General features: G+C 64.0%; 24 protein-coding genes. 15 read left to right on the forward strand and 9 right to left on the reverse strand.

Annotated elements, in window-relative coordinates:
- Positions 1 to 22 precede the first annotated feature (22 nt).
- Positions 23 to 1,258, reverse strand: coding sequence for a tyrosine-type recombinase/integrase (locus HNO53_RS10245; protein ID WP_209478333.1), 1,236 nt, complete (start codon positions 1,256 to 1,258; stop codon positions 23 to 25).
- A 269-nt stretch (positions 1,259 to 1,527) separates the two neighbouring features.
- On the opposite strand from HNO53_RS10245, the gene HNO53_RS10250 reads away from it, so the two are divergent.
- The gene (locus HNO53_RS10250) at positions 1,528 to 2,577 is read left to right on the forward strand and encodes a DNA-binding protein (protein WP_209478334.1); all 1,050 of its coding nucleotides are present in this window, start codon (positions 1,528 to 1,530) and stop codon (positions 2,575 to 2,577) included.
- Between the two features lie 85 nt (positions 2,578 to 2,662).
- Here the strand turns inward: HNO53_RS10250 and nfuA are convergent, their stop codons facing one another.
- Positions 2,663 to 3,253: a Fe-S biogenesis protein NfuA gene (nfuA, locus tag HNO53_RS10255; protein WP_209478335.1), complete on the reverse strand. Its 591-nt coding sequence runs from the start codon at positions 3,251 to 3,253 to the stop codon at positions 2,663 to 2,665.
- Positions 3,254 to 3,495: 242 nt separating this feature from the next.
- Between nfuA and metH the strand changes: the two genes are divergently transcribed.
- The 4 genes from metH (at position 3,496) to HNO53_RS10275 (ending at position 10,907) form a co-directional block, all read left to right on the forward strand.
- Complete coding sequence (gene metH, locus HNO53_RS10260) at positions 3,496 to 7,197, forward strand: methionine synthase (RefSeq protein WP_209478336.1); 3,702 nt, start codon at positions 3,496 to 3,498, stop codon at positions 7,195 to 7,197.
- A 63-nt stretch (positions 7,198 to 7,260) separates the two neighbouring features.
- On the forward strand, positions 7,261 to 8,589 hold the full coding sequence (locus HNO53_RS10265; protein ID WP_209478337.1) for an MATE family efflux transporter: 1,329 nt from the start codon (positions 7,261 to 7,263) through the stop codon (positions 8,587 to 8,589).
- A gap of 139 nt (positions 8,590 to 8,728) precedes the next feature.
- On the forward strand, positions 8,729 to 10,381 hold the full coding sequence (locus HNO53_RS10270) for a nitrite/sulfite reductase (RefSeq protein WP_209478338.1): 1,653 nt from the start codon (positions 8,729 to 8,731) through the stop codon (positions 10,379 to 10,381).
- Entirely contained in the window at positions 10,374 to 10,907 is a 534-nt protein-coding gene (locus HNO53_RS10275) for a DUF934 domain-containing protein (protein ID WP_209478339.1), read from the forward strand. The genes HNO53_RS10270 and HNO53_RS10275 overlap by 8 nt, the downstream gene beginning before the upstream one ends.
- A gap of 66 nt (positions 10,908 to 10,973) precedes the next feature.
- Here HNO53_RS10275 and smrA read toward each other — a convergent pair whose 3' ends face one another.
- Entirely contained in the window at positions 10,974 to 11,567 is a 594-nt protein-coding gene (smrA, locus tag HNO53_RS10280; RefSeq protein ID WP_209478340.1) for a DNA endonuclease SmrA, read from the reverse strand.
- A 123-nt stretch (positions 11,568 to 11,690) separates the two neighbouring features.
- On the opposite strand from smrA, the gene HNO53_RS10285 reads away from it, so the two are divergent.
- The 5 genes from HNO53_RS10285 (at position 11,691) to pdxH (ending at position 14,401) form a co-directional block, all read left to right on the forward strand.
- Positions 11,691 to 12,140 carry a gamma-glutamylcyclotransferase family protein gene (locus HNO53_RS10285; RefSeq protein ID WP_209478341.1) on the forward strand — a complete coding sequence of 150 codons (450 nt, stop codon included), beginning with the start codon at positions 11,691 to 11,693 and terminating at the stop codon, positions 12,138 to 12,140.
- 92 nt (positions 12,141 to 12,232) lie between these two features.
- Positions 12,233 to 12,589 carry an arsenate reductase (glutaredoxin) gene (gene arsC / locus HNO53_RS10290; RefSeq protein ID WP_209478343.1) on the forward strand — a complete coding sequence of 119 codons (357 nt, stop codon included), beginning with the start codon at positions 12,233 to 12,235 and terminating at the stop codon, positions 12,587 to 12,589.
- 43 nt (positions 12,590 to 12,632) lie between these two features.
- A complete protein-coding gene (gene wrbA, locus HNO53_RS10295; protein WP_209478345.1) occupies positions 12,633 to 13,256 on the forward strand; it encodes an NAD(P)H:quinone oxidoreductase in 624 nt (207 codons plus the stop codon).
- Positions 13,253 to 13,654, forward strand: coding sequence for a DUF2069 domain-containing protein (locus tag HNO53_RS10300; protein ID WP_209478346.1), 402 nt, complete (start codon positions 13,253 to 13,255; stop codon positions 13,652 to 13,654). Before wrbA ends, HNO53_RS10300 begins: the two co-directional genes overlap by 4 nt.
- Positions 13,655 to 13,759: 105 nt before the next feature.
- Positions 13,760 to 14,401, forward strand: coding sequence for a pyridoxamine 5'-phosphate oxidase (gene pdxH, locus HNO53_RS10305; protein ID WP_209478347.1), 642 nt, complete (start codon positions 13,760 to 13,762; stop codon positions 14,399 to 14,401).
- A gap of 39 nt (positions 14,402 to 14,440) precedes the next feature.
- On the opposite strand, the gene HNO53_RS10310 is transcribed toward pdxH, so the two are convergent.
- Positions 14,441 to 17,188, reverse strand: a complete 2,748-nt coding sequence (locus tag HNO53_RS10310) for a bifunctional acetate--CoA ligase family protein/GNAT family N-acetyltransferase (protein ID WP_209478348.1) — start codon at positions 17,186 to 17,188, stop codon at positions 14,441 to 14,443.
- A 108-nt stretch (positions 17,189 to 17,296) separates the two neighbouring features.
- Between HNO53_RS10310 and HNO53_RS10315 the strand changes: the two genes are divergently transcribed.
- The 5 genes from HNO53_RS10315 to HNO53_RS10335 all read left to right on the forward strand — a co-directional run bounded on the left by HNO53_RS10315 (position 17,297) and on the right by HNO53_RS10335 (position 21,078).
- On the forward strand, positions 17,297 to 18,232 hold the full coding sequence (locus HNO53_RS10315; RefSeq protein ID WP_209478602.1) for a histone deacetylase family protein: 936 nt from the start codon (positions 17,297 to 17,299) through the stop codon (positions 18,230 to 18,232).
- Between the two features lie 112 nt (positions 18,233 to 18,344).
- Positions 18,345 to 18,977 carry a helix-turn-helix domain-containing protein gene (locus HNO53_RS10320; protein WP_209478349.1) on the forward strand — a complete coding sequence of 211 codons (633 nt, stop codon included), beginning with the start codon at positions 18,345 to 18,347 and terminating at the stop codon, positions 18,975 to 18,977.
- Between the two features lie 61 nt (positions 18,978 to 19,038).
- The gene (locus HNO53_RS10325) at positions 19,039 to 19,359 is read left to right on the forward strand and encodes a DUF1244 domain-containing protein (protein WP_209478350.1); all 321 of its coding nucleotides are present in this window, start codon (positions 19,039 to 19,041) and stop codon (positions 19,357 to 19,359) included.
- Positions 19,356 to 19,877: a molybdenum cofactor biosynthesis protein B gene (moaB, locus tag HNO53_RS10330; protein ID WP_209478351.1), complete on the forward strand. Its 522-nt coding sequence runs from the start codon at positions 19,356 to 19,358 to the stop codon at positions 19,875 to 19,877. The genes HNO53_RS10325 and moaB overlap by 4 nt, the downstream gene beginning before the upstream one ends.
- Positions 19,870 to 21,078: a molybdopterin molybdotransferase MoeA gene (locus HNO53_RS10335; protein ID WP_209478352.1), complete on the forward strand. Its 1,209-nt coding sequence runs from the start codon at positions 19,870 to 19,872 to the stop codon at positions 21,076 to 21,078. Before moaB ends, HNO53_RS10335 begins: the two co-directional genes overlap by 8 nt.
- An 8-nt stretch (positions 21,079 to 21,086) precedes the next feature.
- Here HNO53_RS10335 and HNO53_RS10340 read toward each other — a convergent pair whose 3' ends face one another.
- From HNO53_RS10340 to tusD, 5 genes are read right to left on the reverse strand one after another with little or no spacing between them, the layout of a single operon-like run.
- Positions 21,087 to 21,662: an acyl carrier protein phosphodiesterase gene (locus HNO53_RS10340; RefSeq protein WP_209478353.1), complete on the reverse strand. Its 576-nt coding sequence runs from the start codon at positions 21,660 to 21,662 to the stop codon at positions 21,087 to 21,089.
- 10 nt (positions 21,663 to 21,672) lie between these two features.
- Positions 21,673 to 22,026: a TusE/DsrC/DsvC family sulfur relay protein gene (locus HNO53_RS10345; RefSeq protein WP_209478355.1), complete on the reverse strand. Its 354-nt coding sequence runs from the start codon at positions 22,024 to 22,026 to the stop codon at positions 21,673 to 21,675.
- Positions 22,026 to 22,316: a sulfurtransferase complex subunit TusB gene (gene tusB / locus HNO53_RS10350; RefSeq protein ID WP_209478357.1), complete on the reverse strand. Its 291-nt coding sequence runs from the start codon at positions 22,314 to 22,316 to the stop codon at positions 22,026 to 22,028. Before tusB ends, HNO53_RS10345 begins: the two co-directional genes overlap by 1 nt.
- A 29-nt stretch (positions 22,317 to 22,345) precedes the next feature.
- Positions 22,346 to 22,723 carry a sulfurtransferase complex subunit TusC gene (gene tusC, locus HNO53_RS10355; RefSeq protein WP_209478603.1) on the reverse strand — a complete coding sequence of 126 codons (378 nt, stop codon included), beginning with the start codon at positions 22,721 to 22,723 and terminating at the stop codon, positions 22,346 to 22,348.
- A 9-nt stretch (positions 22,724 to 22,732) separates the two neighbouring features.
- Positions 22,733 to 23,125: a sulfurtransferase complex subunit TusD gene (gene tusD, locus HNO53_RS10360; RefSeq protein ID WP_209478360.1), complete on the reverse strand. Its 393-nt coding sequence runs from the start codon at positions 23,123 to 23,125 to the stop codon at positions 22,733 to 22,735.
- Between the last annotated feature and the right edge of the window lie 3 nt (positions 23,126 to 23,128).

Here is a 23,128-nt window from a genome sequence, read left to right on the forward strand (position 1 = left end):
TCCCGTATTGGCTTGTCCACCATTATACCGACTCGGCCGCCCTGCTGGGCAAACCATGGAGCGTCTGTTGGCGATGCCACTCCTCGTCTTCGGTATGGAGGTAGCGTGCAGTGGTGTCCAGCCGGGCATGGCGGGCAGTACTGGCAAGATAGCGCAGCTCGACGCCGGCCTGGGCCTGATGCGTGAGCGCGGTATGGCGCAGCCAGTGCGGGGTGGCGGCGCGCAGCCGGGCCACTTGGGCGATCGCCTCTTCTCCCGCCTCGACCTCCAAGGCGTTCGCCGCCCGGCAGAAGGTATCGCGTATCAGGCGGTAGAGCTGGTTGTCGCCCAGGCTGCGCTGGCCGTCCAGTCCGCGCAGCACGGGACCCGCTTCCCCGGGGGCTGGTTCGGCACTCAGACCAAGTTCTCGCCGCCAATCGCGTAACAAGGCCAACATGTCGTCGGGCACCGGTATCCGCGCGGCCTTGTCGCCCTTCCCCACCACGCGCCACCACCAGCGCCCTTCGCGCTGGAAGAAATCACCCATCTCGGCGCTGGCCATCTCGCCGATACGCGGTGCCAGCAGGTAGGCGAAACCGAAGATCACCCGCCGGCGCTGCCACAGGTAACGCTCGCGAGCGTTGGTGCCCTCTACCAGGGGGCGCGTAATCCACTCCCAGAGCCACTCCCACAGTGGGCGCTCCAGGTAGCGATCGATACCCGTGCGCCTATTGTCGAGCCGGCGGCGCTTGTCGCGCATCAAGCGAAACGGGTTGTGCGCGACCCACCCGGCCTCCACCAGCCAGGCGAACATGCCTTGCAGAATCACCAGGCTCTGTCGGCGGCTGGCCGGTGACAGCGGACCGCGAAACGGCCTCCAATCCGGCGCATGCCGTGGTCGCGGCGGCCCTACCCAGAGGTGGCGCGGCGTGGGCGATGCGAGGAATGACTCGAAGGCGTCCAGGTCCTGGCGGCGCAATTGATCGAGGCGCCGGCCCTGATGCTCGAGCCACAGCAGCAGCCGCTCGGCTTCGCGGCGATAGGCTCGCAGCGTCTGCGGACTGGCGCGAAACTCGGCAAGCCACTGGGCCACGGCCTCGGCGTCGCTGCTGGCGGCGATACGGGCAGCGCCATTCGCGCCGGCCACCACCGCAGCCGACGAAACGGGATCGCCTGCTGCTGCATAGCGAGCCGGGGTTCGTTCCACGCTCTGGTGCGCAGTGGCGTTGCCGCTGCTCTCTTCACGAAGCTTTTGCTCGTGCAATTCTCGTTCGTGCATCGCTCGTGTCGTCTACCTGCGTCGTGCTTGTCGTCTCTGTGCAGCAGTGTTGCGTGTAGCGGCGATAAATTCAAGATAAGACGGGTAATCTTGAATTTTAATCTTTTTTCATTGTGTAATTTACGTAATTACGTTTGATGTAATTTTCTTTCCGCCTTGGACGAAAGTCGCTATGCTTAGGAATTCGAGCGGGCGCATGGAAACAGCGACAACAAGCGACGCCTGCCGCGTGAGCAAGGATCAGCCGCCCACCCCACAAGGAGATCGTCATGGCGCGCAGCGGTGTGCAGTATGAAGACGTTCAGCAGGCCATCGAGAGCCTGTTGGCCAAAGGGGACGCTCCCAGTGTCCAGAAGATTCGCGACGTGCTGGGAACCGGCAGCTTTACTACCATCAGCGATCACTTGCGGGAATGGCGTTTCCAGCGCGAGGCCAGTCGTGAGCAGCCGGCCTATGGCACCCTGGCCATGCCAGAGCCGGTGCAGAAGCTGGCTGAAAGCCTGTGGTGCAAGGCCCAGGAGGCTGCCGGCGATGCCTTGGCAGGCTATCGCGAGCAGGCCGACCGCCGCGTGGCGGAAGCTCAGGCGGCCATGCAGGAAGCGCAGCGCCAGGTCGAGGATGCCGAGCAGCGTGAGGCCGCCCTATCGTCCCATCTGGCGGGAACGGAGCAGCGGCTCGAGCAGCGCAGTGCCGCACTGGCCAGGATCGAGGCCGAGCGCGATCAGTGGCAAGAGCGGGCCCGCCAGTTGGAGGAGCGCCTGGGGCGCGCCCTGCAGCAACTCGACAAGCTGCAGCAGGAGAGCGAGCGTCAAGCCCAGGCCCACCAACAGGCGCTGGCCGACCGCGATGCCCAGCAGCTGGCGAGACTGAATCAGGAAGAGCAGCGCCATGAGGCAGCCGAAGCGCGCCTGATGGGCCTGCTCGACGAAGCGCGCCAGGAGCGGGTGTCGGCGGAAAAACGCCATGATGCGACGCTTCAGCAGTTGGAGAAGCGTCAGGAAAACCTGCAGCGACAGCTTCAGGAGACTCAGGCGGGGCTGGCCAAGGAAGAAAAGCAGCATCGCGAGACCCAGTGGGCCAGGAGTCGCGCCGAGGAGCGCATCGATACCCTGCGTCACGAACAGTCGCTGTTGCAGGCCCGTATCGACGATCAGAAGCGCCACATCGACGAGCAGGCGGCTCGGCTGCGCACACTCGAAGCCGAGTTGATGCGTCGCACGTGGCAGCCAGACGAGGAAGGAAAGCCGTCACGCCGTAGTGAGCGGGGATCCGAGACGCAGGAGGACTCCAAGAGGGAGCCCACCGAGAGCATTCGCTGACTGCTCGACGCGCCCTGCGGGGCGCGTTCTGATCCAGCCCGCAGGAGGCGCGGGATGGAGTAACAAGCGGCTCGCCGTATGAACGTCAGCGATAGTAGGCGTTGGTGGTGTCCGTATGGTCGGTCACGTCGCGAATCCCAGCCAGCTCCGGAATGCGTTCCATCAGGGTTTTCTCTACCCCCTCCTTGAGGGTCAGGTCGACCGCCGCACAGCCCTGACAGCCGCCGCCAAAGGCCAGCACCGCCACCTGATCCCCGGTGAGCTCTACCAGCTTTATCTCACCGCCATGGGCAGCCAGGCCAGGATTGATCTCGCTGTAGAGGATGTAGTTGACGCGGTCCTCGAGCGGGCTGTCGGCGTTGACCTTGGGCATCTTGGCGTTAGGCGCCTTGATGGTCAGCTGGCCGCCCATGCGGTCGGCGTTGAAGTCGACCACCGCCTCCTCGAGAAAGGGAAGGCTGTTCTTGTCGAGAAATACCGTGATCTTCTCGAGTTCGAGCTTCTCGTCGCTGGGTTCCTCCTCGCCGGGGCGACAGTAGGCCAGGCAGGTCTCGGCGTAGGGGGTCCCGGGCTGGGTGATGAAGATGCGCACGGCGATGCTCTCGACGTTCTGCTTCTCGAGCAGTTCGGCGAGGTAGTCCTGGGCGCTGTCGGTAATCTGGATGATCTCGCTCATGGTGTTCTCGCTGATCGGGCCAAGGCCGCAACGGCTGGCCATAGATGAATACCTTTATGGTAAGCAAAAGCCTGCGGCGAGACAATCCCGACTGTTTTGGTCGGTTTTTGATCGGCCCTGCCCTCAAGGCGCTGGTTTTGCTACCATGTCGGGCCGACACGACCGCCCCCGTCAGCAACCGACAACCATTAAGGGGCGACCACGATCCTGGACGTGACTTTCGCTGGAGACCGACCCGACCCATGGCCGCCCTACCCTCTGCACTGACCGCTACCCTCACCGAACGGCTTGGAGAGCGCATCCTCATGCTGGATGGCGGCATGGGTACCATGTTGCAGAATGCCCGGCTCGACGAAGCCGACTTCCGCGGCGAGCGCTTCGGCGACTGGCCCTCCGACCTCAAGGGCAACAACGACCTGCTGGCGCTGACCTGTCCCGACCTGGTCACTCGCATCCACCGCCAGTATCTCGAGGCCGGTGCCGACATCATCGAGACCAATACCTTCAACAGCACCCGCCTCTCCCAGGCCGACTACGGCATGGAAGCGCTGGTGCCAGAGCTCAACCGCGAGTCAGCGCGCCTGGCGCGTGATGTGTGCGATGCCGTAGCAGCCGAAACCGGCGTGCCGCGCTACGTAGCGGGTGTGCTGGGACCGACCTCGCGCACCGCTTCGCTGTCGCCGGACGTCAACGACCCTGCCAAGCGCAACGTTACCTTCGATGAGCTGCGCGACAACTACTACGAGGCGGCCGAAGCGCTGATCGAGGGCGGCGCCGACCTGATCCTGATCGAGACGATCTTCGATACCCTCAACGCCAAAGCGGCCATCTTCGCTCTGGAGACGCTATTCGAGGCGCGTGGCGAACGCCTGCCGGTGATGATCTCGGGGACCATCACCGATGCCTCGGGGCGCACCCTCTCCGGCCAGACCACCGAGGCGTTCTGGAATTCAGTGCGTCATGCCCAACCGCTCTCCATCGGACTGAACTGTGCGTTGGGGGCCGAGGAGTTACGCCCCTATCTCGAGGAACTCTCGAATAAGGCGGACACCTTTGTCTCGGCGCATCCCAACGCCGGGCTGCCCAACGAGTTTGGCGAGTATGACCAGACGCCGGAAGAGATGGCCGAGATCGTAGCCGAGTTTGCCCAAAGCGGCCTAGTCAACATCATTGGCGGCTGCTGCGGCTCGACGCCCGAGCACATCGCCGCGATCCACGCCGCCATCCGGGGTGTGGCGCCGCGCCAGGTGCCCGAGCGAGCACGCGCCTGTCGCCTCTCCGGTCTCGAACCATTCAACATCGAGAAGGACTCGCTGTTCGTCAACGTCGGCGAGCGCACCAACGTGACCGGGTCAGCGCGCTTCAAGCGCCTGATCGTCGAGGAGGACTACACCACGGCGCTGGAGGTGGCGCTGGAGCAGGTGGAGAACGGTGCGCAAGTCATCGACATCAACATGGACGAGGGCATGCTCGAGTCCCAGGAGGCGATGGTGCGCTTCCTCAATTTGATCGCCGGCGAGCCCGACATCGCCCGGGTGCCGATCATGATCGACTCGTCCAAGTGGGAGATCATCGAGGCGGGGCTCAAGTGCGTGCAGGGCAAGGCGGTGGTCAACTCGATCTCGCTCAAGGAGGGCGAGGCAGCCTTCCTCGAGCAGGCCAGCCTGTGCCGCCGCTACGGCGCCGCCGTGGTGGTGATGGCCTTCGACGAGGCAGGCCAGGCCGATACCTTCGCGCGCAAGACCGAGATCTGCCAGCGAGCCTACGAGCTGCTGGTCGAGCGGGTCGGCTTTCCCCCGGAAGACATCATCTTCGATCCCAACATCTTTGCCATCGCCACCGGCATCGAGGAGCACGACAACTACGCCGTCGATTTCATCGAAGCCACCCGCTGGATTCGCGAACACCTGCCTCATGCCATGGTCTCCGGCGGCGTTTCCAACGTGTCGTTCTCCTTCCGTGGCAACAACCCGGTGCGTGAGGCGATCCACTCCGTCTTTCTCTATTATGCGATTCGTGCCGGCTTGACCATGGGTATCGTCAACGCCGGCCAGTTGGCGGTCTACGACGACCTGCCCGACGAGCTGCGCGAGGCGGTCGAGGACGTGGTGCTCAACCGCCGCAGCGATTCCACCGAACGGCTGGTCGAATTGGCCGAGAAGTACAAGGGCGACGGTAGCGGTACGGCTCGAAAGGAGGATCTCGAATGGCGATCCTGGCCGGTCAACAAGCGCATTGAGCATGCCCTGGTGAAGGGGGTGACGGCCTACATCGAGGACGACACCGAGGAAGCCCGCCAGCAGGCCAGTCGCCCCATCGAGGTGATCGAAGGTCCGCTGATGGACGGCATGAACGTGGTCGGCGACCTGTTCGGCGCCGGCAAGATGTTCCTGCCCCAGGTGGTCAAGTCGGCGCGGGTCATGAAGCAGGCGGTGGCCTATCTCATCCCCTACATCGAGGCCGAGAAGAGCGAAGACACCCAGGCCAAGGGCAAGATCGTCATGGCCACGGTCAAGGGCGACGTGCACGACATCGGCAAGAACATCGTCGGTGTGGTCCTGCAGTGCAACAACTACGACGTGGTCGACCTCGGCGTGATGGTGCCGGCGGAGAAGATCCTGCAGACGGCCCGCGAGGAGAATGCCGACATCATCGGCCTCTCGGGCCTGATCACGCCGTCGCTGGACGAGATGGTCCACGTGGCCAAGGAGATGCAGCGCCAGGGGTTCAAGCTGCCGCTGCTGATCGGTGGCGCCACCACCTCCAAGGCGCATACGGCGGTCAAGGTCGAGCCGCAGTACGACGAGCCGGTGATCTACGTGGCCGACGCCTCGCGGGCGGTCGGCGTGGCCGGCAAGCTGCTCTCGCCTGCGCTCAAGCCCACCTACGTGGCCGAGATCAAGGCCGAGTACGAACAGGTGCGCGACCGCAATGCCAAGCGTCGACCCAAGGCCGCCGACCTGAGCTACGCCGAGGCACGCCAACGCAAGCTGCCCATCGATTGGGACGGCTACACGCCGCCCCGGCCCGCCGTCGCCGGCCTCCAGGTGTTCGAGGGCTACGACATCGAGGAACTGCTCGAGCGTATCGACTGGACGCCCTTCTTCATGAGTTGGGAACTGGCGGGCAAGTACCCCAAGATTCTCGACGACGCGGTGGTCGGCGAAGCGGCGCGCAACTTGTTTGCCGACGCCCAGCAGATGCTGCGCAAGCTGATCGACGAGAAGCGCGTCGAGGCACGCGGTGTGATCGGCCTGTGGCCGGCCAACAGCGTCGACGATGATGTCATCGAGGTGTATGCCGACGAGTCGCGTACCCAGGTCATCGAACGGCTGCACCATATTCGTCAGCAGACCACCAAGAACCGCGATGGGGTCTGCTACAGCCTGGCGGACTTCGTCGCACCCAAGGAGAGCGGCAAGCCCGACTGGATCGGCGGCTTCGCCGTGACCACCGGGCACGGCGTCGAAGCCCTGGCCGAACGCTACAAGGCCGCCGGCGACGACTACAATGCGATCATGGTCCAGGCGCTGACCGACCGTTTGGCCGAGGCATTCGCCGAGCGCATGCACGAGCGGGTGCGCAAGGAGTACTGGGCTTATGTGCCCGACGAGACTCTCGACAACGATTCGCTGATCGCCGAGAAATATCAGGGCATCCGCCCGGCGCCGGGCTATCCCGCCTGCCCCGACCACACCGAGAAGCGCACGCTGTTCCGCCTGCTCGATGCCACCGCGAACGCCGGCATCGAGCTGACCGAGAACTTCGCCATGTGGCCGGCCGCGGCAGTATCTGGGTGGTACTTCTCCCACCCGCAGTCGAAGTACTTCTCGACCGGCAAGATTACCCGCGACCAGGTCGAGGCGCTGGCCGAGCGCAAGGGCATGACGCTGGCCGAGATGGAGCGCTGGCTGTCGCCAGTGCTCTCCTACGATCCGTCTTGACCGATGATGGCCAGAATCGCCCACGCCTTCGGCGTGGGCCGTCCACATTACCAGCGATAGGCCATGCTACCCGACTCGAGTCGTCGCCGACGTATCCTGCGCCTTGCCACCCCGATTACCGCCGCGATGCTGACCCAGAGCCTGATCAATCTGATCGATGCGGCCCTGGTCGGCTCGCTGGGCGAGGTGCCGCTGGCAGGCGTGGGCATAGGCGGCTACGCCATGTTCCTGATCACTGCCCTGGTGTTCGGGCTCTCATCGGGGGTTCAGGCGCAGACCGCACGCCGACATGGCGAAGAGGCATGGCAGTTGCGCGCCCTGCCGCTCAACGCGGGACTGGTGATCGCCCTGATCGCCTCGCTGCCCGTCACTCTGCTCTGCCTGTGGCAGGCGCCGTGGCTGCTGGGATGGCTCAATCCCAGCGCCGAGGTCACTGCCGTAGCAGTGGAATACTTCCGCTGGCGGGTGCTGTCGCTCGTGGCGGTGGCGATGATCTTCTGCTTTCGGGGCTACTGGAACGGCATCCAGCAGAGCGACTACTACCTGCGCATCATGCTGGTCATGCACGTCGTCAACGTGGGGGCCAGCGTCGGCTTGATCTTCGGTTATCTGGGCCTGCCGGCAATGGGCGCAGCAGGTGCCGGCGCTGGCACGACCCTGTCACTGTTTACAGGGCTCGGGCTGTGGGCGCTGGTCAGCTACCGGCGAGCCGTGCCAAGCGGATTTCTCACGGGTATGCCATGCCGCTCTGCGCTATGGGCCACGCTGCGCCTGGCTGTGCCGCATTCGTTCCAGCAACTGTGGTTCGCCGCCGGCTACGCGGTGCTGTTCTGGATCCTCGGTCAGATCGATATCGCCAGCGTTGCGGCGGGTCATGTACTGGTGAATCTCTCACTGATGCTCATCCTGCCCGGTGTCGGCCTGGGCATGGCCGCGATGAGCCTGGTGGGCCAGTCGCTTGGGCGGCAGGCCCATGGCGATGCCCATCGCTGGGGCTGGGACGTGGTGCGCCTGGCCTGGCTGTGCCTAGCCGCACTGGCGCTGCCCATGGCGGCGCTTCCTGATCAGGTACTGGGCATTTTTCTCCATGACCGTGACCTGATAGCCTTGGCCCGCCTTCCGCTGCAGCTTACCGCCGCGATGATAGTGCTCGACGCGACTGCCCTGGTGCTGGGGCAGGCTCTGCTCGGCGCTGGCGCCAACCGCACCGTGATGACCGCGACGCTCACCTTGCAGTGGCTGGTATTTCTACCGCTGGCCTGGTGGGTCGGTGTGGTCCTGGAGCAGGGGCTGCTAGGCGTGTGGTGGGTGCAGCTTGGTTATCGCGGGCTGAATTCCCTCTGCTTTGCCATGATCTGGCAGCGCCGCCAGTGGCTGCGTTTGTCACTCTGATCACCCCATGGGAGGCTTGACGCTTTATATGCTTTTCCGTATAAAAAATATAAATATTTATTCTTTCATAGAATATGCTCGGGGCGTTATGGTGCCCCCTGACGCTCTGCCATTCCCCCTAAGCAGCAGGACCGGCTGAATGTATCGCTACGACACCCATGATCAGACCTTGGTCAATGAACGCGTCGCCCAGTTCCGCGACCAGATGAATCGTTATCTGGCCGGACGGATCAGCGACGAGGAATTCCTGCCGCTGCGCGTGCAGAACGGACTCTATGTCCAGCGCTACGCGCCGATGCTGCGCATTGCCATCCCCTACGGCATGCTGGCCTCCTATCAGCTGCGCAAGCTGGGGGATCTGGCGCGCGATTACGACCGCGGCTACGGGCACTTCACTACCCGTACCAACCTGCAGCTGAACTGGCCGAAGTTGGAGACGGTGCCTGACATGCTGGCCGAACTTGCCAGTGTGCAGATGCACTCGATTCAGACCAGCGGCAACGACATTCGCAACACCTCCGCCGACCAGTTTGCCGGCATCGCCGAGGATGAGGAGGTCGATCCGCGTCCCTGGTGCGAGTTGATACGTCAGTGGTCGACCTTCCACCCAGAGTTCACCTACCTGCCGCGCAAGTTCAAGATCGCCGTGACCGGCGCCGCCGAGGATCGTGCCGCCATCCAGGTTCACGACGTGGGCCTGCGTCTATGGCGCGACGAACATGGCGAAGTGCGCGTCAAGGTGCTGGCGGGTGGCGGACTCGGCCGTACGCCGATGATCGGTGAGGTGGTGCGTGACGACCTGCCTTGGCAGCACCTGCTGACCTACCTCGAGGCCCTGGTGCGCGTCTACAACCAGTTCGGTCGTCGCGACAACAAGTTCAAGGCGCGCATCAAGATCCTGGTCAAGGCGCTGGGCGTCGAGGAGTTCCGCCGTCGGGTCGATGCCGAGTGGGCGCACCTCAAGGACGGGCCGCAGACCCTGACCCGCGAGGCCATCGAGGCGATGCAGTCGCATTTCGTCGACCCCGAACGTCGCACCGTCGGCCAAGAGGCCGTCGATGCTTTCGAGCGCCTGCGTGCCGAGAACCGGGCCTTTGCCCGCTTCGTCACCAACAACGTGCAGGGCCACAAGGTACCGGGCTACAAGGCGGTGACGCTGTCGCTGAAGCGCAAGAACCACTCGCCCGGTGACTTGACCTGGGAGCAGATGCATCAGGTGGCGGATTTGGCCGATGAGTTCAGCTACGGCGAGATTCGCGTCACCCACGAACAGAATCTGGTGCTGGCCGACGTGGCGGTGGATCGCCTGGAAGAGCTCTGGCAACGGTTGGAGGAACTCGGGTTGGCCAACCCCACCGTGGGCACCCTCGCCGACCTGATCTGCTGCCCCGGTGGCGACTACTGCGCACTGGCCAACGCCAAGTCCATTCCGGTGGCCCAGGCCATTCAGGAGCGTTTCGAGGACGTCGACTATCTCTACGATCTCGGTCCGCTGGACCTCAACATTTCCGGCTGCATGAATGCCTGCGGGCATCATCATGTCGGCCATATCGGTATTCTCGGTGTCGACAAGAAAGGCGAGGAGTGGTACCAGATCTCGCTTGGCGGCGCCCAGGGCAACGAATCTTCGCTGGGCAAGATCCTTGGCCCTTCGTTCGACCGCGAGAGTGTGCCCGAGGTGATCGACAAGGTTCTGCAAGTTTATGTGGGTGAGCGTGTCGAGGGCGAGACCTTCATCGAAACCTATCGCCGTATCGGCCTCAAGCCTTTCAAGGAGCGGGTATATGCCTGATCAGAACGCCTCCGTACGCCCCTTCATTCGCAACGGCAAGCCAGCCGAAGACCGCTGGGTGCTGATTCGCGAAGAGGAGGCGGCAGTGCCCGCCACCCCCGCCATCGTGCCGTTGGCACGCTGGCAGGAACTGGAGGGAAGCCAGGAACTGGCGCCATGGCTCTCCAGCGATACCGAACTGACGCCGGAACTGGCCGAGGAGCTGGCTGCAGCACCGCTGATCGCCATCGACTTTCCCAAGTTCACCGATGGCCGCGGCTACAGCCTGGCGCGCTTGCTGCGCGAGCGCTACGGCTACGCCGGCGAGATCCGGGCCATCGGCGACGTGCTGGTCGATCAGGCGTTCTTCCTCACTCGCTGCGGCTTCGACGCTCTCTCGCTGCGCGAGGACCAGTGGCTGGAAGATGCCCTGCATGCGCTCAACGCCTTCAGCCGCGCCTATCAGCCGGCCGTGGACGTGGAAGAACCGCTGTTCCGCCGCCGCATGCGGGAAGCCGTGGAGCGGGTGGAGCCGGCTCTGGCCTAGTTTCGAGCCTCCCTCTGGGTAAGATAGAAGCCGGCCGTGTGCCGGCTTCTGCCGTTGCTGGCCGCATCAGCCTCGGCGTTTCTGCTGACGCTCACGGTTGTCTGCCCTCGCCCGATCGCTCTTGCGCAGCATAACCCAGGTCGCACCCAGTCCAACGTCGGCCTGCTGGGCCGAGACGAACGCCTGGACCTCGTCGAACTGGGCCAGCCACTTGACCAGGTAAGAGCGCAGCACGTTGGCCGGGCTGTCGATCTCCCGTCCCCGGCCATGCACGATCAGCAGCGAACGCAGATCGTGTGCGTAGGCTTCGTGAATGAAGGGCGGCAGTGCTCGGCGACACTCGGCCAATGGGCGGCGCAGCAGATGAAGGCGCGACTGGGCCGGATAGCCTCCGTGGCGCAGCCGGTCGGCCACGCCCTGCTGAATACCGTCGCGGCGGAACTCGACAGGATCGAAAGGCGGCAGCAATTCAACGAAATCATCGGAAAGGAAACTGTCGCCACTGACTTCGGCCTGGGCACTCTCGCGGCGTGCCAACTGGGCCTCGGTTGGCTGGCTGCGGGGCTGACCTGGACTGGCTCGATTGGCGCTCCTGCGCAGCGGCTTCACGTCTCCCACCATCGCCCTGAAGTCCTGATCCTCATATGCCGACTGGTTCATGGGCATCCTCCCCTGTGGTCGAGCCGTGCCTGCATCCTAACAGAGCTTCGAGCCGGCATAGAACCGGACAGCTCCTTGCCTGCCATGGCAGGATATCGATCGAACCGGCTACAAGGAGAACGCATGCGCGCCCGTCACGCTGTCCTTGCCATCCTGATGGGGCTGCTGGTCCTGCTCGGGTGGCTCTGGCTGAACATGCTGAGCCCCTACACCTATGACCGCCCCGAGCATCTCGCCGACATCGAGGAGGGAGAGCACAGTGTATTCGTCTATGGCACCTTGCGTTTCGCTCCGATCCGCTGGCTGGTAATGGGCCGTGCGGGAGAGGCCGACCCGGCCGTGCTCGAAGGCTACCGGCGCGAGGGGCTCGACCTGACCGAAGCCCCGGGCGAGCGGGTTGCAGGCGAGGTGATCGAGGTCGATGCTGGCGAGCTGGAGCGCCTGGACCGCTATGAGCGTCTGGGCATACGCTACGAGCGTGTCCCCACGCGGCTTGCCGATGGTCGAATGGTCTGGGTCTATCGTCGCCTGAAGGCGTCGCAACAGCCTGCAGATGCAGGTGCAACCAACTGATCGAAGCGGGAATTTCGAATAGCTGCGGTTGTGGCCGAGGTGACCCCCCTTCTACAATATGAGCCAACCTTTCAAGGATCGAGGAGTCGCTCATGGCCATCACGCTCTATCACAACCCACGCTGTTCCAAGTCGCGTCAGGCGCTGGCGCTGCTGGAAGAGAACGGTGCCGAAGTGAAGGTCCGGCGCTATCTCGACGAGCCGCTGAGCGAGGAAGAGCTTCGCGACCTGATGTCACGTCTGGATGCCGACGGCGAGCGCTTGGTGCGCACCCAGGAGGCGGAGTGGCGGGAGGTCGACGATACCGACTTGCAGGACCAGGAGCAGGTTATCGCGGCAATCGTGCGACATCCCAAGCTGATGGAGCGCCCAATCGCCGACGACGGTAAGCGAGCAATCATCGGGCGTCCCCCCGAGGACGTGCTGGCTCTGGTACACGCCAAGGATTGACCTTCCCCGTGATTGTCCTCTTGCCTTACGATCTGGAGCCATGATGCGCGACACCCTGCCCTATGTGCTGATTCTCTATTACTCCCGACACGGCGCCACACGCAGCATGGCCGAGCAGCTCGCGGCCGGCGTCGAGTCCTGCACCGGCATCGAGGCGCGGTTGCGCACCGTGCCGCCGGTGTCGCCTACCTGCGAAGCCGTGGATCCCGACATTCCTGCCGAGGGCGCCGTCTATGCCGAGCTCGACGACCTGCGGCATTGTGCCGGCCTGGCGCTGGGCAGCCCGACCCGTTTCGGTAACATGGCCGCTCCGCTGAAATACTTCATCGACGCTACCAGCGCCTTATGGCTCAACGGCGCACTGGTGGACAAGCCGGCCACCGCCTTTACTTCTACTTCAAGCCTGCACGGCGGGCAGGAAACCACGCTGGTCTCCATGTTGCTACCGTTATTGCACCACGGCATGGTCTATGCCGGGCTGCCCTACAGCGAGACAGACCTCATGACCACCGCCGCTGGCGGTACCCCGTACGGGGCCAGCCATGTGGCCGGACAGCGTAGCGACCGGCCGCTGGCCGATAGCGAGAGCCGGCTGGTGCACGCGCAGGGGAAACGCCTGGCGCACCTGGCCCTGGCGCTCGTCCGCATGAGAGCGGAAGCCCGATGAGGCGCTGGGTCGAAGGGCTCGAGGCTCGTCACGGCCTGGACATGCTCACCGAACGCAGTCGCCGGCTGGTTCTCGCCAGCTATGTGATCCTGCTGGCCCTGTTGTTCTGGAGCGGCCTGGCGATGCAGGCCGGCACCCACCCGCTGACGCCGATACTGATCCGCGCCCTGCCGCTCATTCTCTTCCTGCCCTCGATCCTGGGGAGGCGCCCACGCGGCCATGCCTGGCTGGCCTTTGTCAGCCTGCTCTACTTCGTCCAGGGAGTCATGCTGGCGACCCTGCCCGGACAGGGGCTGCTCGGCATTGGCGAGTCCCTGGCCGCCCTGGCGCTGTTTACCGGCAGCATGTTCTATGCCCGCTTTCGCAGTCGTCAGCTCAAGGCGGAGCGCAGAGATTGAGGAGTCTCGCCCCGGATCGAGCAAGACGTGATGACGGTCAAGTCGCGGGTGTTGTGCTGATTCCCCTCAGCGGCGACCATGGAGAAAAATGACGAGGAGTACGCCATGACACGCAACATCGCCGACATCCGGCGCGACTATGAAGGTGGCAGGCTGGAAGAAGGCATGGTTCCGGCAGACCCCGTGGTGTTGTTCGACGAGTGGCTGACGCTGGCACTGGATGCCGAAGGCGAAGACGGCAACGTCATGACACTGGCCACCGTCGACAGTCAAGGGTTGCCCCACGCACGTATCGTACTGCTGAAGGGCTACGATGAGAGAGGCTTGGTGTTCTATACCAATTACCACAGCCACAAGGGCAGTGAGCTGGCCAACGTACCGCACGCCGCGCTAGTGTTCTGGTGGCCCTCTCTGGGACGCCAGGTGCGCGTTGAAGGCAGCGTCGAGCCGGTCTCCGACGAGGAGTCGGACACCTACTTCGATAGCCGCCCCCGGGCCAGCCAGTTGGGTGCATGGGTGGCAACCCAGAGCGTGGTGATCCCCGATCGGCATTGGATCGAAGAGCGTCAGCATCGCTTCGAACAGGCCTACGAGGGACAGCAAATTCCGCGCCCCGTACACTGGGGAGGCTATCGTGTGGCCCCCAGCATGATCGAGTTCTGGCAAGGCCAGCCGAGCCGGCTGCACGATCGTATCCGCTACGAGCAGCGCGATGACGCCTGGCATGCGTTCCGTCTTGCCCCGTGAGCGATAGGAAGCCCTGATTCGAATGAATCAGGGTTTCCGTTAGTCTGGCAGGCTCTCCAGTCGGTGTTTCTGCCACTCGCTCTCTGGCTCATTGAGGCGCAACACCGCATCCACCACCTGCTCTTCCATGTTGTAGCGACAGCGAAAGCCAAGGTGTTTCATCAGTGCCCGCATTGGGTGGTTGTCGACCATCACCTTGCCGATCATCTCCAGCGTGCCCACGCTCTTGCAATAGGCAATCATCTTTTTCATGAGCAGGCTGCCGAGCCCCTGCCCGGCCATGTCGTCGCGCACGATGATTGAGAACTCGGTGCGTATGTTGTCGGGATCGTTCCATACCCGTACCACCCCGAGCATCTCCTTTCCGCCGTCCTCCCGCTGGTGCTCGGCGATAAAGGCCATCTGACGGTCATAATTGATGTGCGACAGGATCGACAGGTCGCGCTGACTGAGGTCGGATTTGTTATGGAAGTAACGGAAGCGAATGCTCTCCTCCGACAGCTGGCTGTGGAAGCTGGTAATCAAGGGGGCATCCTCTGCGCGGATGGGGCGTACCTCGACCTGCATGCCATTATTCAACGTCACCCACTCACGTAGTTCCTCGGGGTACGGCATGATCGCGAAGCGTGCCGGACTGCCGAGATCGAGGGCGAAATCCACTGCCAGCATGCCGTCGCGATTGAGCAGCAGAGGGTTGAGTTCGAGCCCACGTAGCTCGAGCAGGTCCGAAGCCATCTGTGACAGCTTGACCAGCAGTTGGCACAGTCTCTCCAGGTCGCGCTCGGGCTCACCGGAGTGCTCTCGTATCAGTCGCGCAGCGTGGGTGCGCCCGACCACATCCGCCGCCAGGGTCATGTTCAGTGGCGGCAGGGCCACCTGGCGGTCAGCGAGGATATTGACCTTGTAGCCGCCGATGCCGAACACGATGAGCGGACCGAATACCGGGTCGCGTGTGATGCCAGCGCAGAGCTGCATCGACTGTTTGCCCCGCTGCATGGATTGCAGGCAGTATTCGCGAATCTTCACCGGCGGGAATTTCTCATGGACCTTGTGACCGAGTCGGGTGAGTCCTTCAGCCACCTGGCTCGGTGTATGCAGGTCCTGCAGCAGCCCTGCCGATATGCGATGGGGATGCTTGCGGTAGCGAAAAGGACGGCAGTTGCCGTCATGCACGACTTTCAGCGCCCACGGTCCCTCGAGGTCATGGGCAGCCGCCTCGGCCTCGGCTGGCGTGTGCACATAGCGGCTTGGCGCCACGGGTATGCCATAGGCTTCGAGCACCTGGGCCGTCTCGGCATGTGACAAGGTCTCGCGCCCCTCTGCCCGGGCCTGCTCTATCAGGTGATGGCAACGGGCACGAATGTCCGCGGTAGTGCTGAAAGGCAGGCTCGGCGGCGTTTCCTGCAGCAGCGCTTGTACACGCTGGTAGTCGACCATGTGCATGAAAGCCTTGACTGCCTTCTCCGGCGAGACATAGGTGGGAATGCCCGCCATGCTGCACTCGTGACGTGCATAGAGCGCCCCCTCGAGTCCCATCCAACTGGTCAGCAGGTTGCGTCTGAAGCGCTTGCGGTTGGCAATCAGAGCCTGGGCGGTGGTCTTGGAGGGGGCCAGGCGCGTGGGGGCATGTACCACCAGCACGGCGTCGACGCCGGGATCGGCGGCGACGATCTCCAGCGCCTCGACGAAGCGCTCCGGCGTGGCATCCCCACCGAGATCCACCGGGTTCTCGCCGGGCTTGCTCATGTCGAACTCGCCTTCGCGCAGCGCCCGGCGCGTTGCCTCGCTGAAGCTTGCCAGGGCGCCTCCCGCGCTGACCAGTTTGTCGATGGCCAGCATGGCAGGGCCAAGCCCGTTTGAGACGATGGCCAGGCGATCGCCCTTGAGCGGGCGCATCTGCGACAGTGTCATCAGTGCGTCGAACAATTCGTCGGAATCGTTTACCCGCACCACACCGGCGCGCGAGAAGGCGGCCTCGAAGACCACGTCGCGGTTGGCGATGCCCGGTGTCGGTGGCATGCCGGAAAGATCGGACTGCGGCGTGCGTCCGCTCTTGATCGCCAGTACCAGACGATGACGAGAGGCATCGCGCAGCGCAGTCATGAAGTGCAGGGAATCCTGGATACGCTCCAGGTGGAGCAGGATGGCCTGGGTCGGTGCGTACTGGTTGATGTAGTCGATCAGGTCGGGGAGCATGACGTCGACACTGTCGCCCACCGTGATCAGGTGCGAGAAGCCGATGCCGCGCCCTGCCGCCCAGTCGATCATGGCGTTGCCGAGCATGCCGGACTGCCCCAGGTAAGCCACCTTTCCGGCTTTCACCGGCTGGCTGGAGTACGAAGCATTGATGCGCCGGCCCGGGACGATCAGGCCCATGCACTCCGGCCCCAGTACCCGGATACCCGATTCTCGCGCCGCCGCCAGCATGCGCTCGCGGATCGAGCCCTTGTCGCCTTCGGCGTCGTCGAGGTGTGCCCCGCCGGATAGCACCAGTGCCGCCTTGACGCCGATCCTACCCAGCCGAGAGATTACCTTGGGCAACGTAGCCGCCGGCGTACACACTACGGCCAGGTCGGGCGTCTCGGGCAGCTCGCTGATGCGAGACGCGCAGGGCTGGTCGAAAACCGAGTCGTAGCCCTTGCGGTTGACTGCCCACAACGTCCCGGGAAAACCGGCCTCCTGCAGGTTGCGAATCACGATACCGCCGATGGAGTGGGGCTTTTCCGAAGCGCCAATCACCGCGATGCTACGGGGTTCGAAGAAGTGGCGCAGGAATCTGGTGCTCAAGACGTCACCTCATCAGAGCAGTAGGTGCCTCCTTGTGTACGACTTATTGACACTGTTATGCAAGGGGTGGAGCCCATTAAGGTGACCTCAATCACTCTGGAGTTCCATATGATCACGGCGTTCATCTCGCATCCGAACTGCGATCTTCACCATATGGGCCCGGAGCACCCCGAAAGCCCGCTGCGCCTGGAGGCCATTCGCGCTCGACTGGCCCTCTCGGGGTTGCTGCAGCAGACCATGCAGTCGGAGGCTCGCCCTGCCAGCGAGGAGGAGCTGGCCCGGGTACACCCGCTTCGCCATCTGCGCGCGCTCGACAAGTGCGTTCCCGAGTCGGGCATCGTCACGCTGGACAGCGACACGATGATGAACCCCGATAGCCTTGATGCCGCCCGCGTGGCAGCCGGGGCGGTAGTCCGCGGTGTCGAGCAAGTCTATCGTGGCCAGGCGGACAACGTGTTCTGTGCCGTGCGCCCCCCCGGTCACCACGCCGAGGCGACCGACGCGATGGGATTCTGTTTCTACAACAACGTCGCCGTGGGAGCCGCGCATGCCAGGGCCCGGTATGGAGCGCGCCGTATTGCGATCCTCGATTTCGACGTGCATCAGTGCAACGGCACCATCGATATCTTCAAGGATGATCCGGACATCCTGATCTGCACCAGCTTCCAGTTTCCCTTCTACCCCTGGCGCTACCTGCGCAGCGAGTGGCAGAACGTGATCAATACGCCGCTGGAGGCCGGTACCGACAGCGCCGCCTTCCGCCGAGCGATCGAAGACGACTGGCTACCCGCGCTGCACGCCTTCAAACCCGAGCTGGTGCTGGTTTCAGCGGGCTTCGATGCCCATCGTGACGATCCCTTGGCGGAACTGTGCCTGGAAGACGAAGACTATTACTGGATTACCCGCCTGGCTCTGGACATCGCCGCGCTGTATGCCGAGAATCGCCTGGTCTCGGTGCTCGAGGGCGGATATGACCTCGATTCCCTGGGTCGCTGCGCCGAGGCGCACGTCAAGGCCCTGCTCGGTTTGCCCTTCGAGACTTGAATCAGCGTGAGCCATGTCGGGATCACGAATCGTGAAGGCGCCTCTCGGCCGGTGCGCGAAGGGCTTCTGTGGTACGCTTCAGGAAACTCTGTTTCCTATAGTGAACACGTCAATGTCCGCCAATACCGACCAGCAGGCCGCACTGCGCATCGCCTCGGGCCGCAAACCGTTCGTCGAACCGCTGCGGCTCGGCGAGCGACTCAAGGAAATTCGCCTGGCCAACCAGTGGACGCTTGAGGATGTCAGCCAGCGTACCGGCCTGGCCCGCTCTACCCTTTCCAAGATCGAGAACGACCAGATCTCGCCGACGTTCACCGCCGTGCAGAAACTGATTAACGGCCTGAACATCGACCTGCCGCAGCTGCTGACGCCGCCGAAGGTTCAGCCACGCACCATGGGGCGCCGTGACCTGACCCGGCGTGGTGAGGGCCAGCTTCATCCTACCCCTACCTACGAGCACGAGCTGCTCAGCTGCGAACTGGCCCAGAAGCGCATGATACCTTTCAAGACCATCGTGCGGGCACGCAGCTTCGACGAGTTCAGCGAGTGGGTGCGCCACGATGGCGAGGAGTTCCTGATGGTGCTGGAGGGCGAGATTTGTCTCTATACCGAGTTCTATGAGCCGCTGCAGCTGTCACGTGGCGATAGCATCTACTTCGACAGCGACATGGGGCACGCACTGGTCTCGTTGAGCGAAGACGATGCCGTCGTCCTTTCGGTCTGTACCCGCGGCGATACGGCCTGAGTAGCAGCCACGCACGATGTCATTTTGTTATCCTGAGGCGACTCAACCAGGAGCCTACGTCATGCAGCATCTCGACGACGCCACACGCACCCAGCTCGAGGCGGCCGCCTTCCGCCGCCTGCTCCGGCATCTGGAAGCCAACAAGGACGTGCAGAACATCGACCTGATGATACTGGCCGATTTCTGCCGCAACTGTCTTTCCAAGTGGCTGGTGGCCGCTGCCGACGAACAGGGCGCCGAACTCGACTATGAGTCCGCGCGCGAATACGTCTACGGCATGCCCTACGCCGAGTGGAAAGCCAATTATCAGCAGGAGGCAACGCCGGAACAGCAGGCCGCCTTCGAGGCGCGCCAGGCCCGCAAGCAGGACGCGCAATCATGAGCGAGGCCATGATCCCGCTACGCATCGCGGTTCTGACCATTTCGGACACACGTGATTTCAGCAGCGATCGCAGCGGCGCCCTGCTCGCGGAACGGCTTACCGAGGCAGGCCATCGGCTGGCCGAGCGGCGCATCGTCATCGACGATGTCTACCGTATCCGTGCCGTGGTCGCCGAGTGGATTGCCGATCCCGACGTCCAGGTGATACTGACCACTGGCGGGACCGGTTTTACCGGGCGGGACTCCACGCCCGAAGCGGTGTCGGTGCTGCTCGACAAGCGCATCGAGGGCTTCGGCGAGCAGTTTCGCCAGCTCTCCTGGCAGGAAATCGGCAGCTCGACCATCCAGAGTCGCTGCCTCGGCGGGCTGGCCAACGCTACCGCTATCTTCTGTCTGCCGGGCTCGAGCGGTGCCTGTCGTACCGCCTGGGACGGCCTGCTCGCCGAGCAGCTCGACAGCCGCCATAAGCCATGCAACTTCGCCAATCTGGTCATCCCCGAACGAGGCCAGCATGTCTGAGCTGCAATCCGTCGAGGCGGCGCTGGCCGCCCTGATGAAGGACGTCTCCCCCGTCGAGGCCGAAACCCTACCCTGTGAGCAGGCCGGACGCCGTGTGCTGGCCGAAGAGGTCATCGCCCGCCTCGACGTGCCGCCGTTCGACAACAGCGCCATGGACGGTTACGCCCTGCACCATGAAGACGCCGGCAAGCGTTTGCCGATCGTCCAGCGCATTGCCGCTGGCAGCGAGCCGCGGCCGCTGTCGCGCGGCACCTGCGCGCGAATCTTCACCGGCGCCCCGCTACCCCCCGGCGCCGATTGCGTGGTCATGCAGGAGAAGGTCGAGGTCGTCGATGACGCAGCGGACATACCGCTTCAGGTGCCGGCCGACAACAACGTGCGCCATCGCGGCAGCGACGTGGCGGCAGGTGCGGTGCTGCTCGAGGCCGGTCAGCGTCTGGACGCTGCCGCACTTGGGCATCTGGCCAGCCAGGGCGTGGTGGAAGTCTCAGTGAGACGCCGGCCGCGCGTCGCCCTGCTCAACAGCGGCGACGAGATCGTCGAACCGGGCCAGCCGCTGGCCGCCGGCCAGATATACAACAGCAACCGGCCCATGCTGAAGGACCAGCTGCAGCGTTTCGGCGCTGAAGTCTCGTTCATTGCCTCGATGCCCGACGATGCCGAAGGCACCCGGGCCATGCTGGCACTCGCCGCCGAGCAGGCCGATGTGGTGGTGAGCACTGGCGGTGTCAGCGTTGGCGAGGAGGATCACGTCAAGGCGGCCATCGAGGCGATCGGCCGGCTCGATCTGTGGCGCCTGGCGCTCAAGCCCGGCAAGCCGCTGGCGCTGGGGCGGCTCGACGCCAGCGACGGGCGCGAGGTCCGCTTCGTCGGCCTGCCTGGCAACCCCGTCTCCAGCTTCGTTGCCGCCTGGCTGTTCCTGCGCCCGCTGATGGGCGCCCTGCTCGCCTGCCCGAGCCTTGCCAGCCTGCCGTCCCTGTCTGCGCGGGCCGCTTTCTCCACCCGCACGGGGCCTCGGCGCCATTACATGCGCGTTTCGCTGACCATGGAGCAGGACGGCATTACCGCCCACGCCTTCCCGGACCAAGGCTCCGGCGTGCTCTCTTCCTGTGTGGGCGCCGATGCGCTGGCCGTCGTTCCGGCGGATAGCCAGATTGAACCCGGCGATACGGTCGAGTGTCTCTGGCTAAGGAGTGATTGAGACATCGGTCATGGACCGCCGGGTGCCACTTCCAGTGCTTTGGCGACTGCGGGCCATAGCCGATAAAAGTCTTGCTCCAGGGCGGCGTAATCCTCTTCCAGCCAGGGAACCAGGGCGGCCAAGCGGTTTGGCCCGGACAGGCGCCGACCGATACCGCGCACCGCATCGCAGGTGAAGTCGAAGTCGGCGTAACGATGCAGCCAGTCCTGGGCGACCAGAGCCGGGATCATCCGCTCCAGGCGCGCCGGTGCGGGCCGGTGGCTCAGCACCCGGTAACTGCGCTGGACCAGGTGAGACGGCAACTGGTCCAGTGCGAGTTCCCGTGCCACGAAGTGGTCCCACGCCAGATCGAGGGCGATGCCCGCATAACGACGATACTCCTGAGGTGCGCGCCGGCGTGCCGTGAGGACCACCGGGTGTGTATCGACGAAGGCGTCGACTCGGCGATGATGTTGAATACCGCTGGCCACTTCCACAGGCCAGGCGCTCAGGTCGCTTCCCTTGACGCCGTCGGCAATCAGGTTGCCATAGAGGAAGTCATCGCTACCGCCGCGGGCAAGCCAGGCATGGGCCAGAAAGTTCATGCCGGGGCCGTCAGAGACAGTTGGCGGGCTTGGGCAGCCCGGCAAGGCGTGCTGCCACCTTGGCGGGGCTGTCGGGAAAGAGTCTCATCAGATGCAGCGAACGGCCCTTTTCCGGCCCCAGCGTCTGGCCCACCGCCTTGACCAGCGGACGCATGGCCGGGGAAGCTTCATAGCGTTCATAGAAGTGGCGTATCACCTTGAGCACCTCCCAGTGCTCCTCCGTCAGCTCTCGCCCCTCCTCGGCGGCTAGCGCTTCGGCCACGGCCGGAGTCCACTCCGATAGTTCGACGAGATAGCCTTCGGGATCCAGGGCGATGCGGCCGTTGCCGGTATCCAGGTAGCGTGCGATCTCAGAGGAAGCCATTAGAACCAGCTCACTGTCTTGTCGGCTTCTTCTGTCAATGTAACGAAGCCATCCACGTCGATGACCTGCACACTGGCGTCGCATTGTCCCTCGAGACCGCGCGCGCTCAGATCCTCGCGTAGAGCGAACAGGCGACCTTCTATCGCCTGGAAGTGACGAATCTGGGCCGTCAGGGCTCCCAGAACGCCATCCTCGATCAGCAGCAGTCGATCCGTGGCGTCCATGGCAGCGAGTGCGTCACGATACACCAGGCTCGAACTGGGCGGACGATTGAGAATATGCAGGATCATTTGCACCCTCTTGGCAACATGACGGCCAGTCAGAACGTGAGAACCAGCCGATGCCCGGCAATGAGTCGCGGGAGCGAAGCGGCATCTAGTGCGACGGCGGGAAGCAGCAGATCCTGCTCGCCGAGCCCAAAACGCTCTAATGCCTCCGGATCGAGGTAGAGCGACTCGATATCGTACATGGCCAGCATATCCAGCGTGGCCGCCGTACCCTTCTGACCCAGCGGGCCGGCCCCCTGCCCTTTGGTCAGTGCCAGTACCCCATCGCTCTGGAACAACAGGCTCACCGTTTGACCGAAAGCGGCAGCCACCAGTGCGGTATCGAGGCCTTCGCGCAGCCAGCTGCTGCCGTGTGGAGCATGGCGCAGGATGACCAGCAGGTCACCGCTGAAATCGACGGTTGACGACATCATGGATCCTCAAGGAGCGAAGGTCACCAGGCGATCGACCTCCCGCCCCAGGTCGATCAACTGGCCGAGTCCCGTCAGCTCGAAAGGGGGTTCGACGCTATGGCCCGCCTTGCCGTGGCGGTCGGCTTCACGCGAATCGAGCAGACCGCGGCGCAGTGCGGCGGCGATGCAGACCTGCAGTTGAGTTCCGTGCTCGGCGCTGAGCGAGCGCCAGGCATCGTAGAGATGCGGTTCATCCTGAGGTGGCGCAGCGAGGCGAGACGCATTATAGACGCCATCGTGGTAGAAGAAGACACTCTCGACTCGATGCCCTCTGGCCACCAGCGCCGAGGCGAAACGCAGTGCGGAATGGGATGCTTGACTGCTATAGGGTGCACCCTCGACGAGTAGACCGTAGCGCATGGG

The sequence above is a fragment of the Billgrantia antri genome (assembly GCF_017868935.1).
Lineage (GTDB): Bacteria > Pseudomonadota > Gammaproteobacteria > Pseudomonadales > Halomonadaceae > Halomonas > Halomonas antri.

What these genes read in the sequence shown, in the direction of transcription:
- metH (WP_209478336.1), top strand. Translation starts at nt 3,496, where the DNA reads ATGGCCGCCCTACCCTCTGCACTGACCGCTACCCTCACCGAACGGCTT.
- HNO53_RS10345 (WP_209478355.1), bottom strand. Translation starts at nt 22,026, where the DNA reads ATGGCTTCCTCTGAGATCGCACGCTACCTGGATACCGGCAACGGCCGC.
- pdxH (WP_209478347.1), top strand. Translation starts at nt 13,760, where the DNA reads ATGACACGCAACATCGCCGACATCCGGCGCGACTATGAAGGTGGCAGG.
- arsC (WP_209478343.1), top strand. Translation starts at nt 12,233, where the DNA reads ATGGCCATCACGCTCTATCACAACCCACGCTGTTCCAAGTCGCGTCAG.
- tusD (WP_209478360.1), bottom strand. Translation starts at nt 23,125, where the DNA reads ATGCGCTACGGTCTACTCGTCGAGGGTGCACCCTATAGCAGTCAAGCA.
- HNO53_RS10270 (WP_209478338.1), top strand. Translation starts at nt 8,729, where the DNA reads ATGTATCGCTACGACACCCATGATCAGACCTTGGTCAATGAACGCGTC.
- HNO53_RS10285 (WP_209478341.1), top strand. Translation starts at nt 11,691, where the DNA reads ATGCGCGCCCGTCACGCTGTCCTTGCCATCCTGATGGGGCTGCTGGTC.
- HNO53_RS10315 (WP_209478602.1), top strand. Translation starts at nt 17,297, where the DNA reads ATGATCACGGCGTTCATCTCGCATCCGAACTGCGATCTTCACCATATG.
- HNO53_RS10265 (WP_209478337.1), top strand. Translation starts at nt 7,261, where the DNA reads ATGCTACCCGACTCGAGTCGTCGCCGACGTATCCTGCGCCTTGCCACC.
- HNO53_RS10340 (WP_209478353.1), bottom strand. Translation starts at nt 21,662, where the DNA reads ATGAACTTTCTGGCCCATGCCTGGCTTGCCCGCGGCGGTAGCGATGAC.
- HNO53_RS10245 (WP_209478333.1), bottom strand. Translation starts at nt 1,258, where the DNA reads ATGCACGAACGAGAATTGCACGAGCAAAAGCTTCGTGAAGAGAGCAGC.
- HNO53_RS10335 (WP_209478352.1), top strand. Translation starts at nt 19,870, where the DNA reads ATGTCTGAGCTGCAATCCGTCGAGGCGGCGCTGGCCGCCCTGATGAAG.
- HNO53_RS10325 (WP_209478350.1), top strand. Translation starts at nt 19,039, where the DNA reads ATGCAGCATCTCGACGACGCCACACGCACCCAGCTCGAGGCGGCCGCC.
- wrbA (WP_209478345.1), top strand. Translation starts at nt 12,633, where the DNA reads ATGCGCGACACCCTGCCCTATGTGCTGATTCTCTATTACTCCCGACAC.
- HNO53_RS10320 (WP_209478349.1), top strand. Translation starts at nt 18,345, where the DNA reads ATGTCCGCCAATACCGACCAGCAGGCCGCACTGCGCATCGCCTCGGGC.
- tusC (WP_209478603.1), bottom strand. Translation starts at nt 22,723, where the DNA reads ATGTCGTCAACCGTCGATTTCAGCGGTGACCTGCTGGTCATCCTGCGC.
- smrA (WP_209478340.1), bottom strand. Translation starts at nt 11,567, where the DNA reads ATGAACCAGTCGGCATATGAGGATCAGGACTTCAGGGCGATGGTGGGA.
- HNO53_RS10300 (WP_209478346.1), top strand. Translation starts at nt 13,253, where the DNA reads ATGAGGCGCTGGGTCGAAGGGCTCGAGGCTCGTCACGGCCTGGACATG.
- HNO53_RS10275 (WP_209478339.1), top strand. Translation starts at nt 10,374, where the DNA reads ATGCCTGATCAGAACGCCTCCGTACGCCCCTTCATTCGCAACGGCAAG.
- moaB (WP_209478351.1), top strand. Translation starts at nt 19,356, where the DNA reads ATGAGCGAGGCCATGATCCCGCTACGCATCGCGGTTCTGACCATTTCG.
- HNO53_RS10250 (WP_209478334.1), top strand. Translation starts at nt 1,528, where the DNA reads ATGGCGCGCAGCGGTGTGCAGTATGAAGACGTTCAGCAGGCCATCGAG.
- tusB (WP_209478357.1), bottom strand. Translation starts at nt 22,316, where the DNA reads ATGATCCTGCATATTCTCAATCGTCCGCCCAGTTCGAGCCTGGTGTAT.
- nfuA (WP_209478335.1), bottom strand. Translation starts at nt 3,253, where the DNA reads ATGAGCGAGATCATCCAGATTACCGACAGCGCCCAGGACTACCTCGCC.